Origin of the sequence: Lactobacillus amylolyticus DSM 11664 (genome assembly GCF_000178475.1) — a bacterium.
In the GTDB taxonomy this organism is placed as follows: domain Bacteria; phylum Bacillota; class Bacilli; order Lactobacillales; family Lactobacillaceae; genus Lactobacillus; species Lactobacillus amylolyticus.
In genome coordinates this window covers 1-14763 of sequence record NZ_ADNY01000020.1, presented here as the reverse complement: position 1 = coordinate 14763, position 14763 = coordinate 1, and the positions used below count along the sequence as shown (strand labels likewise).

The 14763-nt window shown below is 34.6% G+C and carries 22 protein-coding genes and 3 pseudogenes; 12 read left to right on the top strand and 13 right to left on the bottom strand.

Annotation, left to right across the window (positions count from 1 at the left end; all coding sequences use genetic code 11):
• Positions 1-220 precede the first annotated feature (220 nt).
• Positions 221-850 carry an aggregation-promoting factor C-terminal-like domain-containing protein gene (locus HMPREF0493_RS02665; protein WP_006351733.1) on the top strand — a complete coding sequence of 210 codons (630 nt, stop codon included), beginning with the start codon at positions 221-223 and terminating at the stop codon, positions 848-850.
• A gap of 34 nt (positions 851-884) precedes the next feature.
• On the top strand, positions 885-1529 hold the full coding sequence (locus HMPREF0493_RS02660) for a hypothetical protein (protein WP_006351732.1): 645 nt from the start codon (positions 885-887) through the stop codon (positions 1527-1529).
• Positions 1530-1573: 44 nt separating this feature from the next.
• Here HMPREF0493_RS02660 and HMPREF0493_RS02655 read toward each other — a convergent pair whose 3' ends face one another.
• Entirely contained in the window at positions 1574-2224 is a 651-nt protein-coding gene (locus HMPREF0493_RS02655) for a Crp/Fnr family transcriptional regulator (protein ID WP_040457016.1), read from the bottom strand.
• Positions 2225-2379: 155 nt separating this feature from the next.
• On the opposite strand from HMPREF0493_RS02655, the gene HMPREF0493_RS02650 reads away from it, so the two are divergent.
• From HMPREF0493_RS02650 to HMPREF0493_RS08970, 5 genes and pseudogenes are all read left to right on the top strand, one after another.
• Positions 2380-2934, top strand: a complete 555-nt coding sequence (locus HMPREF0493_RS02650; RefSeq protein ID WP_006351730.1) for a hypothetical protein — start codon at positions 2380-2382, stop codon at positions 2932-2934.
• A 142-nt stretch (positions 2935-3076) separates the two neighbouring features.
• The gene (locus tag HMPREF0493_RS02645) at positions 3077-3280 is read left to right on the top strand and encodes a hypothetical protein (protein WP_040457013.1); all 204 of its coding nucleotides are present in this window, start codon (positions 3077-3079) and stop codon (positions 3278-3280) included.
• 9 nt (positions 3281-3289) lie between these two features.
• Positions 3290-3937 (top strand): annotated as a pseudogene (locus HMPREF0493_RS02640) (GyrI-like domain-containing protein).
• On the top strand, positions 3930-4172 hold the full coding sequence (locus HMPREF0493_RS08975; RefSeq protein WP_006351726.1) for a hypothetical protein: 243 nt from the start codon (positions 3930-3932) through the stop codon (positions 4170-4172). Before HMPREF0493_RS02640 ends, HMPREF0493_RS08975 begins: the two are co-directional and overlap by 8 nt.
• Positions 4173-4189: 17 nt before the next feature.
• Positions 4190-4456: an MFS transporter gene (locus tag HMPREF0493_RS08970; RefSeq protein WP_006351725.1), complete on the top strand. Its 267-nt coding sequence runs from the start codon at positions 4190-4192 to the stop codon at positions 4454-4456.
• A gap of 307 nt (positions 4457-4763) precedes the next feature.
• Here the strand turns inward: HMPREF0493_RS08970 and HMPREF0493_RS02630 are convergent, their stop codons facing one another.
• Positions 4764-5249: a DUF1836 domain-containing protein gene (locus HMPREF0493_RS02630; RefSeq protein ID WP_006351724.1), complete on the bottom strand. Its 486-nt coding sequence runs from the start codon at positions 5247-5249 to the stop codon at positions 4764-4766.
• A 142-nt stretch (positions 5250-5391) separates the two neighbouring features.
• On the opposite strand from HMPREF0493_RS02630, the gene HMPREF0493_RS02625 reads away from it, so the two are divergent.
• Positions 5392-6231, top strand: coding sequence for a DegV family protein (locus tag HMPREF0493_RS02625; RefSeq protein WP_006351723.1), 840 nt, complete (start codon positions 5392-5394; stop codon positions 6229-6231).
• Positions 6232-6281: 50 nt separating this feature from the next.
• On the opposite strand, the gene HMPREF0493_RS02620 is transcribed toward HMPREF0493_RS02625, so the two are convergent.
• From HMPREF0493_RS02620 to HMPREF0493_RS02595, 7 genes are all read right to left on the bottom strand, one after another.
• Entirely contained in the window at positions 6282-6593 is a 312-nt protein-coding gene (locus tag HMPREF0493_RS02620; protein ID WP_006351722.1) for a type II toxin-antitoxin system RelE/ParE family toxin, read from the bottom strand.
• A complete protein-coding gene (locus tag HMPREF0493_RS02615; protein ID WP_006351721.1) occupies positions 6580-6843 on the bottom strand; it encodes an AbrB/MazE/SpoVT family DNA-binding domain-containing protein in 264 nt (87 codons plus the stop codon). The genes HMPREF0493_RS02620 and HMPREF0493_RS02615 overlap by 14 nt, the downstream gene beginning before the upstream one ends.
• Before the next feature lie 72 nt (positions 6844-6915).
• Positions 6916-7086 (bottom strand): helix-turn-helix domain-containing protein, encoded by a 171-nt coding sequence (locus HMPREF0493_RS09335; RefSeq protein WP_392391086.1) that lies wholly within the window; start codon positions 7084-7086, stop codon positions 6916-6918.
• 26 nt (positions 7087-7112) lie between these two features.
• Complete coding sequence (locus HMPREF0493_RS02610; RefSeq protein WP_006351719.1) at positions 7113-8162, bottom strand: IS30 family transposase; 1050 nt, start codon at positions 8160-8162, stop codon at positions 7113-7115.
• Between the two features lie 363 nt (positions 8163-8525).
• Positions 8526-9890, bottom strand: a complete 1365-nt coding sequence (locus HMPREF0493_RS02605) for an NAD(P)/FAD-dependent oxidoreductase (protein WP_006351717.1) — start codon at positions 9888-9890, stop codon at positions 8526-8528.
• A 131-nt stretch (positions 9891-10021) separates the two neighbouring features.
• Positions 10022-10408 (bottom strand): hypothetical protein, encoded by a 387-nt coding sequence (locus HMPREF0493_RS02600; protein WP_006351716.1) that lies wholly within the window; start codon positions 10406-10408, stop codon positions 10022-10024.
• A 72-nt stretch (positions 10409-10480) separates the two neighbouring features.
• Positions 10481-11413 carry a helix-turn-helix transcriptional regulator gene (locus HMPREF0493_RS02595; protein WP_006351715.1) on the bottom strand — a complete coding sequence of 311 codons (933 nt, stop codon included), beginning with the start codon at positions 11411-11413 and terminating at the stop codon, positions 10481-10483.
• Between the two features lie 83 nt (positions 11414-11496).
• Here HMPREF0493_RS02595 and HMPREF0493_RS02590 point away from each other — a divergent pair, with 83 nt between their 5' ends.
• Positions 11497-11955 carry a hypothetical protein gene (locus HMPREF0493_RS02590; RefSeq protein ID WP_006351714.1) on the top strand — a complete coding sequence of 153 codons (459 nt, stop codon included), beginning with the start codon at positions 11497-11499 and terminating at the stop codon, positions 11953-11955.
• A gap of 87 nt (positions 11956-12042) precedes the next feature.
• Here the strand turns inward: HMPREF0493_RS02590 and HMPREF0493_RS02585 are convergent.
• From HMPREF0493_RS02585 to HMPREF0493_RS02570, 4 genes and pseudogenes are all read right to left on the bottom strand, one after another.
• Positions 12043-12234: pseudogene (locus HMPREF0493_RS02585) on the bottom strand (ISLre2 family transposase); the annotation flags it as partial.
• A 169-nt stretch (positions 12235-12403) separates the two neighbouring features.
• Complete coding sequence (locus HMPREF0493_RS02580) at positions 12404-12766, bottom strand: MBG domain-containing protein (RefSeq protein ID WP_162041367.1); 363 nt, start codon at positions 12764-12766, stop codon at positions 12404-12406.
• A complete protein-coding gene (locus tag HMPREF0493_RS02575) occupies positions 12760-13035 on the bottom strand; it encodes a hypothetical protein (RefSeq protein WP_006351711.1) in 276 nt (91 codons plus the stop codon). The genes HMPREF0493_RS02580 and HMPREF0493_RS02575 overlap by 7 nt, the downstream gene beginning before the upstream one ends.
• A gap of 7 nt (positions 13036-13042) precedes the next feature.
• Positions 13043-13210, bottom strand: a pseudogene (locus HMPREF0493_RS02570) (YSIRK-type signal peptide-containing protein); the annotation flags it as partial.
• 108 nt (positions 13211-13318) lie between these two features.
• Between HMPREF0493_RS02570 and HMPREF0493_RS08965 the strand changes: the two are divergent.
• The 3 genes from HMPREF0493_RS08965 to HMPREF0493_RS02560 all read left to right on the top strand — a co-directional run bounded on the left by HMPREF0493_RS08965 (position 13319) and on the right by HMPREF0493_RS02560 (position 14701).
• Positions 13319-13456: a transcriptional regulator gene (locus HMPREF0493_RS08965; protein WP_006351709.1), complete on the top strand. Its 138-nt coding sequence runs from the start codon at positions 13319-13321 to the stop codon at positions 13454-13456.
• Between the two features lie 8 nt (positions 13457-13464).
• Positions 13465-14205 (top strand): Rgg family transcriptional regulator, encoded by a 741-nt coding sequence (locus tag HMPREF0493_RS02565; RefSeq protein WP_006351708.1) that lies wholly within the window; start codon positions 13465-13467, stop codon positions 14203-14205.
• 103 nt (positions 14206-14308) lie between these two features.
• Positions 14309-14701, top strand: a complete 393-nt coding sequence (locus HMPREF0493_RS02560; protein WP_040457001.1) for a helix-turn-helix domain-containing protein — start codon at positions 14309-14311, stop codon at positions 14699-14701.
• Positions 14702-14763 lie beyond the last annotated feature (62 nt).

Genomic DNA, 14763 nt, shown 5'->3' with positions numbered 1-14763 from the left:
AAAATTAATTAATACAAGAAGATTTAATCATTTTAACTCCTATTTGTATTGTTTTAATATCATATTTAAATTAATGAAACGAATTTGCGTTAGAATAAGCTACTTATGACAGAAAGTTCATATAGAATAGTACCATGCTATAATTACTTATGTAAGTTACGAAAAGGTAGTTGAGTAACTTATAGATATTAGAATAAGTTGATTTATGAGGGAAAAGAAAATGAAAATTCTCAATAAAAAGAACTTATTATCATCCGCAGTTGTTGCAGGTATGCTTTTTACTGTTAGTACTAAGACTGTTTATGCTGATTCAACAAATGGAAATCAAGGATCAACAAATACATTACAAGTAAACAAAGAAGTTTCAGTTCCTGACAAATCTTTGATTATGCCAGTAGCAAGTCGTGATAATCAAACTCTTCGTCAGGTCGCTCAAGCTAATAATACTTCTTTAAGTGTACTAGAAAAATTAAATGGCAACATTGATCCAGATACTGTTATTGCTAATGGTACTTGGTTGTATCTCCCACAAAACGAAGATCTTTCACTTTTGTTTACAGCTTTATATACTGCACATAGTGGCATTTCAAGTTCACAATATCGTAAGTACTATGGTAGATTATCAGCCAGTGAGCGTGCAGCAAAGTTATGGATTGCTAAAAGAGAATCTGGCTATAATTATCATGCACGTAATGGTAAATACTACGGACGTTTCCAATTAGATTCATCATATTTGCATGGTAATTATAGTGTGGCAAACCAAGAACGTACAGCCGATAGATATGTAAAGGGACGTTACGGTTCTTGGGCTGCAGCTAAAAGATTTTGGTTAGCACATAACTGGTATTAAAAATATAAATTAAATAAAGAAAGTTGTGATAACAATGAAGTTTCAGAAATTAATAGTTGGAGCAATTTTGCTAACAGGAAGTTTAGCTGTACTTTCAGTAGTACCTCAATCGGTAAGTGCTACAAGTACTGAATCTACACCTGTGGCAGTAGTCAAAAACAAGGCTAGTTTTACCAAGGAAGGCTACATCATGCGCATTCTTAATGATAAAGATGCGTCAAAGATTTATGTTGGTAAGTCCAACTACAAGAAATTAGTTAAAAATATCATGCCTTCAAAGAAAGCAAAAACTATTAGTCCTAAAAAGGTTCAAAAAGTTAAGTTTAGAATAGAAAAAGTTCTTAACGTTAAGGGCCGTGGTGCTGGTGCACCAGTATATTTGGTTGCCTCTAAGGATAAGAAGTATTCTAGTTGGACTACTCAATCTGGTTTGCAATACTATTACTTAAATAGCAAAGCAATGAAGAATGTGAAAAAGCCACTGATGAGAATTGCTAATAGATTGAATACTAGTCTTAAGAAAGCAAACAACAAACGTGACTTTAATGCTGCTATGAAGGCTGCTAAAAAGTTACATGGTAATCAAAGAAAGTTTGTTTTACGTTTTTTGAAGCAGTTAAAGAAAGATGGCTCAATGAACGTGGGTGGAACTAATTTGTTAATTTTTGGTTTGCAATAAAATAAATAAGCCCAGCATTTGCTGGGCTTTATTTTTTGCATAATTTATCTTTTCACATTAATCCAGCGACCATGAACTTCAATTTTGCCATCTTTTTCTAGTTCTTTTAACTTACGGCTGAATGTCTCCGGCGTAATTCCTAAATAACTGGCTAAGTCCTTTTTCTTTAGTTCTAATTTTACTTCATTTTTGCCTTGCTCATTGGCAAGGTCATTCAAGTAAGCTAATATCCGTTCTTTGGCATCCAAGGTGTTTCTAAGCACCGAATTATGTTCAATTGCGGCTAACTTTTTACCGAAATTATTTAAAAGCTTCAATGACAAAACTGGTGTTTTCTGCAAAAGTTTTTGAAAATCTGCGCGGTTAATTGAGCAAACCCAGGTGTCCTCCACAGCTTCAACAAAGTTTTCATTTTCGCTTTGTTTGAATAAATGTTGTTGTCCTTCAATGTCACCATTTTGGAGTATACCTAGCACGACTTCCTTGCCATCTTTTGATAGGTTGTAGACTTTTGCCTTTCCCTGATCGATGACAATCATGCCATCTTTACCATCATCAGGTTGTCTAATAATACTTCCTTTAGGAAATTTCTGTTGATGTGTAGAGACGGCTACTAATTTTTTCTTTAAATCTATGGGTAAATCTGTAAAAAGTGCTGCTTTGCTTAAACAAGCGACAGGTGAATGCTTTGTCATAAAAACCATCTTTCCTAATTTTCTTGATTTAAATCAATTTTATCATAATAACTTCTTATTATAATTAATTGCGACAAACGTTAAGACAACGAATTGTAACTCAAAGGTTGTATGATGATTTTGAAAACATCATAGTATAGAAAGGATTCATCAAGATGAAAAAATATATTGCACACATTACCCCATTAAATGCAGATAAGATTGGCTGCGAAGCTCACGGCACAGCTGAATTTACTGAAGATGGAGATAAGCTTCATGTTAAAGTAGAAATGTTTGATACTCCTAAGAATATTGAACACTGGGAACACTTCCATGGCTTTCCTGATGGTAAGGAAGCCAATGTTCCAACTATGGCGCAAGATAAGAATCATGATGGCTTTATTGATTTGCCAGAAACTGAAGAAGTATCAGGTACAACTATGGTGCCATTAGATGATGCACCACAAGATATGAACATCCCTCACGATGGTTATCCTGTCGCAGACGAAAAAGGTCATTACGAATATGAAATCGATGTTCCGTTGAAAAAGTTGCAAGCTAAGTTCAAGGATGCTTTTGGCAGCGAAGATCTTCAACTAGATAAGCGTGTAGTTTACGTACACGGTGTACCAAAAGATCTTGAATTACCTGACACCGTTGGTGGCTGCGTAATGAGCTATGACGCACACACTACTTTGCCAATTGCTGCAGGTAAGATTGAAGAAGTTTAATAAATATAATCCTATTCATGAGTTACTGTAATTTCTGAATAGGATTTTTTCATGCATAAATTTGTATAAATTGAGCCGACCATCAAAGAAGTATAGAATTAGATGTATCTTAATGAAAGTATTGGAAAGTGAAGATATAGATATGAGCAAATACGATCAATTATGGCAGTACATTAAAGATAACAAAACTGGCGACTTTGAGCTCTCATTTGATGAGATTGAAAAAGCATCAGGACTGCCAATTGACCATTCATTTTTGCGCTATAAGAAAGAGCTGCCTGACTATGGTTTTGAGGTAAAAAAGATTTCACTCAAGAACAAGACAGTTAAGTTTCATCAATTATAGAGGCAGGACATGGCATACGATTTTAAAAAAGAAGAAAAGCAGTTTTATCGTCCAGGCAAAAAGCCTGAATTAATTGATATTCCGCAGATGCAATATCTTGCTGTTCAAGGTCAGGGCGATCCAAATCAAGAGGGCGGAGAATAGAAGCAGGATCTACAATTGTTGTATAGTTTAGCCTATACAATTAAAATGAGTAAAAAGGGCTCACATCAGATTAAAGATTATTTTGACTTCGTGGTTCCACCGCTTGAAGGATTTTGGTGGCAGGATAGCGTTGAAGGCATTGATTATGCTCATAAAGAAAGATTCAATTTTATTTCCTGCATTCGAATGTCTGAGTTTGTGACAGATGAAGTTTTGGCTTGGGCTAAAAAAGAATCTGCAATTAAAAAAGGCTTGGATTTTTCATCAGTCAAGTTAATTACTTTGACAGAAGGAAAATGCGTACAAATTATGCATCATGGTAGTTATGATGATGAGCCTGCTACTATCGCTAAGATGCACCAATTCATTGCTAAAAATGATTTGGAATTAGACTTTTCAGATCAGCATCGTCATCATGAGATCTATTTATCAAATCCTCAACGCACAAAGTTAGAAAATTTAAAAACGATTATTTGCTTGCCAGTTAAAGAAAAGAAGATGAAAAATGACTAAAAAAGTTACACCACGTTTGGTGATGGCGATTTTATCGGCGGGGATGCTCTCATTTTTGGGAATCCTTGATGAAACGGCAACGACAGTTACTTTTCCAATCTTGACTAGAGACTTTGCGATTACTACCGATCAAGTTCAATGGGTTAATACCCTGGTGTTGCTAGTGATTGCAACGATTGTGCCAATTAGTTCACAGATTAGGTTGAGAATTCCTATCAAAAAACATTTATTCTAGGAGTTTCATTATTTATATTGGGCTTACTGATTGATATCGTTACTCCATGGTTTGATCTCTTGTTAGTAGGTCGAGCCTTGCAAGGAATTGGTACCGGTATAGGCTTGCCGCTGATGTATAACATTATCTTGGCTGAGGTGCCAAAAGAAAAGCTGGGCTTCATGATGGGAATCGTGACGATAATTACCGCTTGTGCCGTAGCCTTTGGTCCGGTGTTCGGTGGTATCGTGACTGATGCGCTTAATTGGCGCTGGTATTTGTACCGAAGCAAAGTAAATAATTGAATAGTTAAAAGGGGAAGTCTATGAATTTAAATAATGACAAAAATTTAAAATTTTTAGATACTGCGGAAGCATTACAAGGCAAAAAAAGTAGAAATTCATGCCATTACTAAAATTGGTAGTTTAAAAGATCTAGATCAGTGGATAGATAGTTTATGATTTGTAAGTTCAGTGAAAGCTGAACTTTTTTATTTTGCTTTGTTTAATAATTAAAATCTTTGAAAAATTGATCAATACATTAAGCTAAATTATGGTAATTTTGATTAATATAGAAGGCATAAAGTAAAAGGCCCAACATAAGTTGAGTCTTTTAAATTTCTCTGAAAAATTGATACAAGTATTCCCGATAAGCGAAGGCCATGATGACGTTGCGCAGCATTTGTTTTTGACTGGTATTATTGTGACCGATCTTTTGCAGTTCTTTCTTTTGGTTGAAAACATATAATAAGACATTCTGCAATTCAGCAGCAAAGTAATTATAAGCTACTTCGGTTGAATAGGTCTTTTGCTGGATAGCAATCGCCTTGCGCAGGTCTTCTTGATCCATCACGTTTTTGGCAATGGTGATAAAAAGTAGGGTGGCGATTTGCTCACGGCTGTATAGGCGGCCTTCAGGGGATGCAATTAGATCATGTTTAACATAATTGCTGACCATTGAACTCGTAATCTTGATATTTCCTAAGGGCATTAAACATTGATTAATGTAGTTCACTACTTGCTTTAAATATAATCCCATCGCGGGAATTTCTTGGTATGAAGGAAATTTTAATTGTTCTACTGCTACTTCCTTTTTCATATTTTTCCCCTCATTTTAGTTAAATTAATTATTTTCTATTTTGAGAGTTCTGTCAATTAATATCTTACTATAAATTTTTTAAAAACCGTTGACATAATATTTAAAAACGTATATTATCAAAGCCATAAGTGAGGTAACGAAAATGACGATAAAGATAATTACAGATTCCGGTGCTGATGCCTTTGTGTCTTCGATCGAAGGCGTAGCACATCAATCCGTTCCATTAACAATTAGAGCAGGTTCATCTTCTTGGATCGACGATGGCAAGCTTAATATTCCAGAGTTTGTCACTGCATTGAAGCAGACTAATGAACGGACGTCGACTGCTTGTCCCAGTGTTCACGACTGGTTAGATGCTTTTGCTGGCGCAGATGAAATTTTTGTATTAACGATTACTAGTGCATTGTCAGGAACATATAATTCTGCAGTGCAAGCAGCCAAGATCTTTACTGAAAAACATACTAATGTGAAGATTCATGTATTCGATACCTTGTCAGCAGGACCACAGATTCGGTTGCTTGCGGAAGATATTGCGACGATGATCAATGATGGATTGCATTTTGACCAAGTTGTTGAAACGATGAAGTATCGCATTCGTCAGACGGATTTGCTTTTTGTATTGGAGAACCTGGATAATATAGCCAATAATGGTCGGATCAATCCTGCAATGGCGCGGATCGCACATGCACTTAAGTTGAATATTGTTGGTACAGCTAGCGATGCTGGTAAGTTTGAGATGCTCGGCAAGATTCGCGGTAGTAAGAAGATCTTTTCAAAAATGCTTAAGATCATGGAAAAATCTGGTTATTGTGGCGGCAGAGTATTGATCGATTATGTTGGCTTTAGCGATAAGGCAGCTAAGATGAAGGAGACTATCCTATCTGTATATCCATCAGCTCAGGTTTCTTTGTCTGAATGTGGTGGGCTTTGTACTTATTATGCCGAAGATGGCGGCTTGATGATTGGTTACGAGAAAAATTAGTAATGTAAAAGCCCAAGGTGTGTAGTATACCTTGAGCTTTTTGAATGAAATTAAAACTCAATTTTCATTTGCTTATTACTGAAGAAACTACCAATCATTATGATTTTTTGTTTTTCATCTACTCGATAAAAGATAGCATATTTTTTACCAATAGTAATACGATAGGTAGGGATCGGAAAATGATAAATTGAACTTACATCTTGGCTGATAAAAGGAAAATCACTGAGTAAGTGAATATTTTTAGAAATCAGTGAAATATAATTTTGAATTGTATCATCGGAAAATCCTAAATCCATTTGCCAATAAGTTATGGTTTGAGATAACGATGAAGCGAAGCTCTCACTATATTTAATTTGATACATTATCCCATCCATACTTTCCAAACTTTGCTTGCATGTCTTGTTCCGTCAATGATTTTTTATCAAATTCGGCAAAGCTTTTTTCTATTAGTTCACGATCATGTTTAACAGCAGTAGAATTTAAATCAATAATTACTTTATGATGTTGCTGATCGACCTTGTATTCCAATTTAGCACCATCTTCAACACCCCAATCTTTAGGGAAAATGCTTCCTAAAGAGTTACCAATTTTTCTAACTTTAAGTTCTTTCATGATAATCACCTCTCGTATTATTTATGTTAATTAGATTATAACATGTTATAACATGGAAAATTCCATTAATCCTTATCGATTATTCTTCCGATACTGACTCGGAGAAATCTTCATAATTTGATGAAAGCAACGTTCAAAATGATTAGGCGAACTATAGCAGGTCAAGTTGCTTATTTCTGCAATGCTATGATCAGTAAATTGCAGAAGTTGGCAGCTTTTTTTAATGCGATAATAATCGCAAATTGCAATAATAAATTGAACACTTTTAGTTAAGCTGCTTGATAGATTAGATCTAATTCTCTCTCAAAGATTTCATCTGGTGTATGATAGGCCAGTATCTTTCTTGGCAAAGAATTGCACCAGGTTTCAATATTAATGATGTCTTGTAAAGAATAGTTAGCTATTGCTTCTCCTTTAGGAATGAATCTGCGAATAAGACCATTGTGTCTTTCAACTGTTCCCTTATCACAAGAAGTGTAAGGATGGGCATAGTAAACCAGTGTATTGGATGCTTTTTCTAGGTTGGAAAGATCTGCAAACTCTGAGCCATTATCAGTGGTAATGGTTTTAAAAATATCATTCCAATGTTCGCTGTATTGCCTTTGGAGTTCTTTAAAGGCCTGCATGACACTGACAGAAGTCTTGTCAGGAATACAAAGAATTAAAAACTCACGACTCATACGCTCAGATAAGGTTAGCAGCACCTCATCATCTTTGCTCTTATGTCCGAGAACTAAATCGCATTCCCAATGACCGAATTCATTACGTTTATTGATCTCTTTAGGACGTTCTTCAATGCTTCTGCCAAGTTTTTTCTTATTTTTGCGAATACGATGAAGCTTGGTATTGCGTTTAAGCTTCTCTGGCAAGTCGTAATTATGTATATCTAATAGACCTTGGTCGACATAATTGTAAAGAGTCTTAGTACAGACAACATCTCTGCTGCTAAATGCGCCAACAGCAGTGGCACGATTACTGCACACATCAAGCGACCAGCCGTCTTTAAAGAAATGCTTGTGGACATAGCGCATGAATTGAGTTTTCCTGAGAAAGTCTGATTTGCGCCCACAATTTTTACAATGAGCTTGATATGCATCATGCCCTTGAGTAGCCTTATATCTTTTGACTTTGCCATGATACAGTTCTACAGTACCGCGCTTAACCTCATAGCTGATAGTAGAAGGAGAACAGTTTAATTCACGGGCGATGGCACGCAAAGAATAGCCATCTTTCAAACGCAATTGAACAATAACTCTTTCCTCGAATGATAAATGCTTGCCTTTAATGTGCTGATTCATGGTAGAATGTGAAGAGTCCATTTTGACCTCGTTTCTAAATGTTGTGTGGTAACTACATTCTATCAAAAAGGTTCGAATGGACTTTTTATTTTTTATCAAGTGTTCAATTTAATTTTACAATCAGCGTATTTTTATCTTTAATATCAAGCGCAAATTTAATACAATTATTTAAAGAGGACATAGTACACACCTTTACTTATAAAATGTTTAGTGGAATAGATTTTTTATTACAGAGGACTATGTCCTCTGTAATAAAAAACCTGTTAACAGCTTATCATATTGATAAGCAGTCAACAGGAAAAATTATAGAGCCAAAAAAACTAGCCATGTTGTTAAAACATGACTAGTTTTTATCTTTATAATTTATTTTTATTAACGATTAAATTAGAATCTTGCCATACCTAATGCATGTTGAGCAGCTAGGTTAAGCAAACTCCATTGACGGTCAAATCCTGGTTGGAAGAAGAAGTCTTGTTCAGCCAAGTCTTCCAAGCGCATCTTATGACTAATTGCCAAAGCTAAAACATTGCCTTGAGCAGTAATATCATACTTAGAAAGGACAGCACCGCCTAAGATTTGGTGAGTATATGGATTAAAGGTTAAGCTGACATATACCTTAGGATTATCTGCTTCTGGAACATAAGCTGGACGCATATGATCTTCATAGAAGCTAGTTTGATAATCAAGCTTATTCTTAGCAGCTGAAAACTTATTTAATCCCGCAGTAGCGAAGTGATAGTCAAAGACGCTAAGAGCCGAAGCACCGATAACACCCTTGAAAGCGCAATCTGGCTTATCTTCAAAGATATGATCAACCACATATTGTGCTTCTCTTCTAGCAGTAGTAGCTAAAGCAATTGGCATTGGCTTACCTACTGGAATAGAAAGCGGCAAAATTGCATCTCCAATAGCGTAAACGTCTTTAACATTCGTTCTCAAGTATGGATCAGTCTTAATCCAGCCTCTTTGATCTAAATCAACTGTGCCCTTTAGCCAATCAGTATTAGGAGTTACCCCTGCTGAAACAACAACCAAGTCAGCTGGTACATCGCCTTGATCGGTCTTGACGCTTTCAACTTTTTCATTACCGTTGAAGCCTTCAATTTTAACACCCATCTTCAAGTCCATATTCTTCTTAAAGGTAGGTTCCAAAACATCAAGCAATTCAGGGTTCAAGTAAGTTCCTAATGGACGATCAATCATGTCCATTAAAGTTACATGCTTGCCAGCTTTAGCAAATACTTCACTAGCTTCAGTACCAATATAACCAGCACCAACAATAGCAACATTCTTAATTGCTGGATTGTTAACAGCACTCATTAACTTAGAAGCCCAATCACGTCCACGCATTAAATAGATATTCTTAAGATCATTGCCAGGTACTGGTAAAACCTTTGGCGTTACACCTGATGAAAGAATTAACTTATCATATTGAACTTCTTCTTCAGAATTATTGGTTAAATCCTTAACTGTTACTGTCTTATGTTCAGGATGAATCGCGGTTACTTCATGGTTGGCATAAACATGACCGCCCTTCTTTTCAACATCTTCAGGAGCAAAGTTTCTGACGTCATCTTCAGCCGTAACTTTATTTTCTAAGTATAATTGCATACCACAGGACATAAATGAAATGAAGTCGCCAGCTTCATAAACAGTTACATCTACATCATTATATTTATCCAACAGCTCAATTGCTGATTCATGACCACCATGTGAAGCACCAACAATTACAATTTTACGTTTATCCATAAAATCCTCCTAACACAATAGTTTCTTCATTACATTTTCAAGGGTAACACTTATTACTTAATGTCTATCATATTTTGCTCAATAAATTGATTAAAAATAAAAGTTTGGAGTTGACGCTCCAAACTTTTTTGCTATATCTTCTGCTCAACATCATGAATCTTCACAACTAATACAGCGCGAATCCAATCAAATTGGGCTTTCATTTGATCAAAATATGCGCCTTCATTAATGAATTGACCACTGCCATGAATATGATAACCGCGACCCATTCCAGCGGTTCCTGAATAATTGTAAGAACCAATCGTAATGATCAGTTCATGTTTTGGATCTTTTTCAAAATCTTGTTCAATCGAGTGCATCCCCGCAGCTGGAATCAAAATTATATCATCAGAAACCACGTTAATATATTGTGACCAAGTATTAACTACGCTAGCTGGATTACCATTAATCGAGACAATCGTTGCCGGCCCTTTGTCTTGTAAAACATCTAAAAAATCTTCGTTCATTATTTTTGTCATGATTTTTACCTCCTATGTTCTGCTATTCAACTATATTCCTAAACACCGCCAAGTTATGACAGAATTTCAAAATTAATATTGCTGGATAATTCGTTGCAACTTTTCCAAATATTTTTCTTTTAATTCTCTTGACTTAATTATCTTTACTTCAGAACCAAGTGAAATCAAATAATCCACTAGATAATGCAATTCTTCTTTATTGTAACTGCCATTTAAGTAAATTCCTTGTCGGTTATGAATCACTTTCATAATTGGATATGAATTATATTTTACTTTCTGCTCGCCAGCTTTAGTTAATAAACACTGATATGGGATACAATAATGCTTTTGTTCATATTCTTGGTAGCTTTCACTTAATTCATTTTTACTCATTATTACTCGATCAGGTTTCAGTTGTTTGACCACCTTAAATTTATCCAGACGTAAAACAAACCAACGTTTCAAATCTAAATTATAAGCATGACAGAACCAATTCCCTGCTTGATAAAACAAATCAAGTAGTTGCAACTTTTGTTTTTCTTTAATAAACTGCTGATTTTCAGCCAATACCAAATCATTATTAATGCATGCCTTAAGTAGCAAATCAAAAAATGTCACTTTATTCAAACTAGGCTGACTAACATACTGAACAAATTCTTCCTGAAGATTTATTTGTTTCTGCAACCTAGTAGGCAAATTCTTTAATAACTTGACCTGAATTTTTTGATATGCATTACTATACGGTGTTTCACTAATATTTTTAATCGCCTGTAGGGCAAAGAAAATAGCATTAATTTCTGCTGTATTAAAACGAATTGGCAATAGCAGTTTACTATTAGTAATGTGATAACCACCACTACGACCAGTTTCACTATAAAAAGCTAATCCTAATTGTTCCAAATCCGCAATATCCCGTAAAGCAGTGCGTTCAGATATAGCAAAAGCTTCTTCTAATTCCTTTAAGTGAAATACTTTTTTATCGCTTAGATAGATCAATTCTTGGTTAAGTCGTTCAGATTTTTTCATTTTCTAGTATTTCCTATCAAAACATGTCAGTCTTTAAGCTTATAATAAAACTAACAAGCTACTAGAGCAAGGAAGGTATTATTATGGTGGATATTTTAACTAATCAAACTACTAATCAAGAATTCTCAGACTTCGCTGTAGAGCAAATTCATAATGTAGATGTTGCCACTACTCATCATGGTGAACCAAGTGCTCAAGTATGTGATCTGCTTTTAAACAAGAATGGAAAACTATATATCGCTTCTTTAAGTCAAAATCCATTCTTCAAAGATTTAATCAAACAACCAAAGGTCATCGTTAATGACTACAAAGGTAATGGCACCATGGATTCATGTGGCTTTTCTATCCGCGGCACTATCCAAAATGTTGGACATGAATACATTGATGAAATATTTGGAAAAAACGATTACTTAAATGAAATATATGCTGATAACGTTGAAGCGGCTAAAGAAGATCTAAGAGTATTGGAAATCACTCCGTTAGAGGCTGGCTATCTTGATCATCGTACCCATCCAATCTTTATGCGAAAATTTAAGTTTTAGTTTTGCCCAGTTATTCACATTTTGACCAAATGAATCTCAAGCTTAAATAACTGCCGCATTAAAAAATAAGCTGGTCGGAAAGACTAGCTTATTTTTCTTTTCAATCTGATAGCCTTGCTTTTTAGTTTCTTCAACTAAGCCGGCATCAACTTCTTCTAGTGCTAATTTCATTAATTCTCTAATCAAATCAAAGAAGTAGCACATTAATGCCTTTTCACGAGCAATAACATTATTTTCAGACTTAATAATTTTGACGATTTCAGTTACACTTAATTCCATAAAAGACCAGCTTCTAATGTGTTTTTTGCTTAACATCAGACTACTGGTCTTTTTGTTTTGGAGTCAAGTCCTGAAATGGATTTGACTCCTTTTAATTTATATTTAAACGTTACCGCAAACTATTTTACACTTAGCAATCATTGATGAGTGTAGCTATTTCTTTTTTCGCTTAATAAACATGCTGCCTAAGCCTAGATTTGATAAAAGTATGCCTAGCCATGAAAGTGATTCTTCTCCTGTTCGTTTGTTTCAACAGTTTCAGGTTGAACTGGCTTATCATTATCCAGTCTTTGTGGTTTTCTACCACATATCCTAAATCTTCATACCTTTTAGCCACTGCATTAAATCCAGCATCCGCTGCTTTTGAATCATAGCCTCTTAATTCAGCGCTTGCCTTCCCCTGAGCAATTGTATAAGTACCAACAATTCCTGGATCTTTGGATAAAGTGGGATTATCATTTCTCAACTTTTTAGCAGCTGAATCTGTTAATTTAGCATAATATGTACCAACATTTTTAGGATTTTCTACAATAGCATCACCATTTTTATCAACCCATTGAAAGCTACATTATTGATGCTGCCGGTATTTAGTTTTTTATCACCATCTGACAAACTAAACTTATTAACATCAATCTTATTAGTTTCTTTTCCGTCATATTCCTTAGTGTTTTGACTTCCAATTTGCCAAGTATCTGAATCAGTTGCCGGATTATTATGTCCGTTGCTGCTATTATCAGCAGTATTTATTCCGGTATCTGCACTCACCACTTGAGAACTAAAGCCGAAAAAAAGAAACTCCAATCAAAGCTGAGACAGCTCCAACTGATAGTTTCCTAATTGAATATTTATTTCTTTTATTATGTAAATTGCTTGCGTAAGTCATGAAGGCTAAGTAGAAAAGGATATCGCCTGCACCAGATAAGAAACTGGCAACTGAAAATCTTCTGTAATCTGCGTTTTTAAGGAATACGTTCATAAGTCCTAACCTCTTTTTTCTTTATTTCGTTTCTTGTTGAAATTATAATAATGTGAAAAAGAGATTAATTTTTAAAAATGGCGTATACGACATTTTTAGGAGAAAAAGATGACAATTGGCGAATTATTGAAGCAAAAACGACTTGAGAATAATAAAACTCAAAAAGCCTGGGTTGGGGATATTGTCAGTCCTTCTTACTACGCTAAAGTTGAAAAAATCAGCATCGCATTTCTGCCGAAGATTTAATTGCTATTTTGAAACAGAATGACGTTGATGTCGCAGGCTTTTTCAAAGACTTACAAAATGAAGAAGATAATACTAAAAAGCTAGAAAATGAAATTGATCATATCATGATTCAAGCCGTCTATAATAAGGACACAAATCGACTTAAAGCTCTTATTCCTCTTATCGATAAATGTGATTGGTCTCAAAAAACAAAAGATGAATATCATCTAATTATCAAAGGAATGATTGAAAGCACAAAGTTAGATATTATCCCTAATTATGATCCTGATAAAAAAGTAATTCAGGATTTAAAGGACAGAATTTTTAGCATTCCTGATTTCAATCAATTCAAATTAGAAATGTTCGGTAATTTCATGATCTTTTACGATTGGCAAACAAATATTTTTATTACCATTCAGCTTCTCAAACAATTTGATAATAAGAATGATAATAAAGAACTCTTGGCTATTTCGGCAATTCTAAGTAACCTAATTTCACAATTAGTTGAAGCAAAGCAATACGATAAAACAAAACCATTCTTTGATGCGGCAGAAAAAATTCCAGCCACCCCGGAATTATATTTTACAAGAACTGTACTTGACCTTCACAAATATGTGGTTGCTTATCACTACAATCACCAGCAAGGAGATCTTGATAAGGCAAAACTGATCGCTAAAACTTATCAAGTTACTGGTTTTAAGGAGTTCAGTAAGACTGTGCAGCATTTTATCAACCAAGAAATAGAACGTCTAAAAGAGGCTAAAAAATAGCATTGCAACCATTAATTGACAAAAATTATAGCCATGTTGGTAGAATGCAACCATCGTTCACACTATGATTTTTAGTAAAATCAAACTAAGTGAGGTAACAAGCATGAATTTAAATCAAAAAATCACCCAATTAAGGAATGATAAAAAGTGGTCACAAGAAGATTTAGCAGAAAAAATAAATGTAAGCCGTCAATCCGTTTCTAAATGGGAAAGTGGACAAACAAAACCAGATTTAGATAAAATTATTGTTTTATCTGAAATTTTCAATGTCTCAACTGATTATTTATTGAAAGATGATGAAAAAGAAATAAATAATGCATCAACTAATAAACATCGATTTAATTTTTCATATTCACATCTAAATTCTGCTATTTGGACAATAGCAGTAGCGATTTATATCATCTGCGGTTTTGCATTTGACAACTGGGATCTTAGTTTAATCATTATTCCAGTTGCAATGATTCTTTCTGTTCTGACTAGATTATTTATAAATTAAAAGTGTCTGGGAAAAAACTCGATTTTTAGCCCGGATATAAAAACACAGCAATTCATTATTTT

Excerpts from the sequence above, each read along its gene's own strand:
- HMPREF0493_RS02620 (WP_006351722.1), bottom strand. The coding sequence starts at position 6,593 with ATGTATCAAATTAAATATAGTGAGAGCTTCGCTTCATCGTTATCTCAA.
- HMPREF0493_RS02615 (WP_006351721.1), bottom strand. The coding sequence starts at position 6,843 with ATGAAAGAACTTAAAGTTAGAAAAATTGGTAACTCTTTAGGAAGCATT.
- HMPREF0493_RS02655 (WP_040457016.1), bottom strand. The coding sequence starts at position 2,224 with ATGACAAAGCATTCACCTGTCGCTTGTTTAAGCAAAGCAGCACTTTTT.
- HMPREF0493_RS02660 (WP_006351732.1), top strand. The coding sequence starts at position 885 with ATGAAGTTTCAGAAATTAATAGTTGGAGCAATTTTGCTAACAGGAAGT.
- HMPREF0493_RS02630 (WP_006351724.1), bottom strand. The coding sequence starts at position 5,249 with ATGAAAAAGGAAGTAGCAGTAGAACAATTAAAATTTCCTTCATACCAA.
- HMPREF0493_RS02605 (WP_006351717.1), bottom strand. The coding sequence starts at position 9,890 with ATGGATAAACGTAAAATTGTAATTGTTGGTGCTTCACATGGTGGTCAT.
- HMPREF0493_RS02560 (WP_040457001.1), top strand. The coding sequence starts at position 14,309 with ATGAATTTAAATCAAAAAATCACCCAATTAAGGAATGATAAAAAGTGG.
- HMPREF0493_RS02625 (WP_006351723.1), top strand. The coding sequence starts at position 5,392 with ATGACGATAAAGATAATTACAGATTCCGGTGCTGATGCCTTTGTGTCT.
- HMPREF0493_RS02610 (WP_006351719.1), bottom strand. The coding sequence starts at position 8,162 with ATGGACTCTTCACATTCTACCATGAATCAGCACATTAAAGGCAAGCAT.
- HMPREF0493_RS08965 (WP_006351709.1), top strand. The coding sequence starts at position 13,319 with ATGACAATTGGCGAATTATTGAAGCAAAAACGACTTGAGAATAATAAA.
- HMPREF0493_RS02595 (WP_006351715.1), bottom strand. The coding sequence starts at position 11,413 with ATGAAAAAATCTGAACGACTTAACCAAGAATTGATCTATCTAAGCGAT.
- HMPREF0493_RS02600 (WP_006351716.1), bottom strand. The coding sequence starts at position 10,408 with ATGACAAAAATAATGAACGAAGATTTTTTAGATGTTTTACAAGACAAA.
- HMPREF0493_RS02650 (WP_006351730.1), top strand. The coding sequence starts at position 2,380 with ATGAAAAAATATATTGCACACATTACCCCATTAAATGCAGATAAGATT.
- HMPREF0493_RS02645 (WP_040457013.1), top strand. The coding sequence starts at position 3,077 with ATGAGCAAATACGATCAATTATGGCAGTACATTAAAGATAACAAAACT.
- HMPREF0493_RS02665 (WP_006351733.1), top strand. The coding sequence starts at position 221 with ATGAAAATTCTCAATAAAAAGAACTTATTATCATCCGCAGTTGTTGCA.
- HMPREF0493_RS02590 (WP_006351714.1), top strand. The coding sequence starts at position 11,497 with ATGGTGGATATTTTAACTAATCAAACTACTAATCAAGAATTCTCAGAC.
- HMPREF0493_RS08975 (WP_006351726.1), top strand. The coding sequence starts at position 3,930 with ATGACTAAAAAAGTTACACCACGTTTGGTGATGGCGATTTTATCGGCG.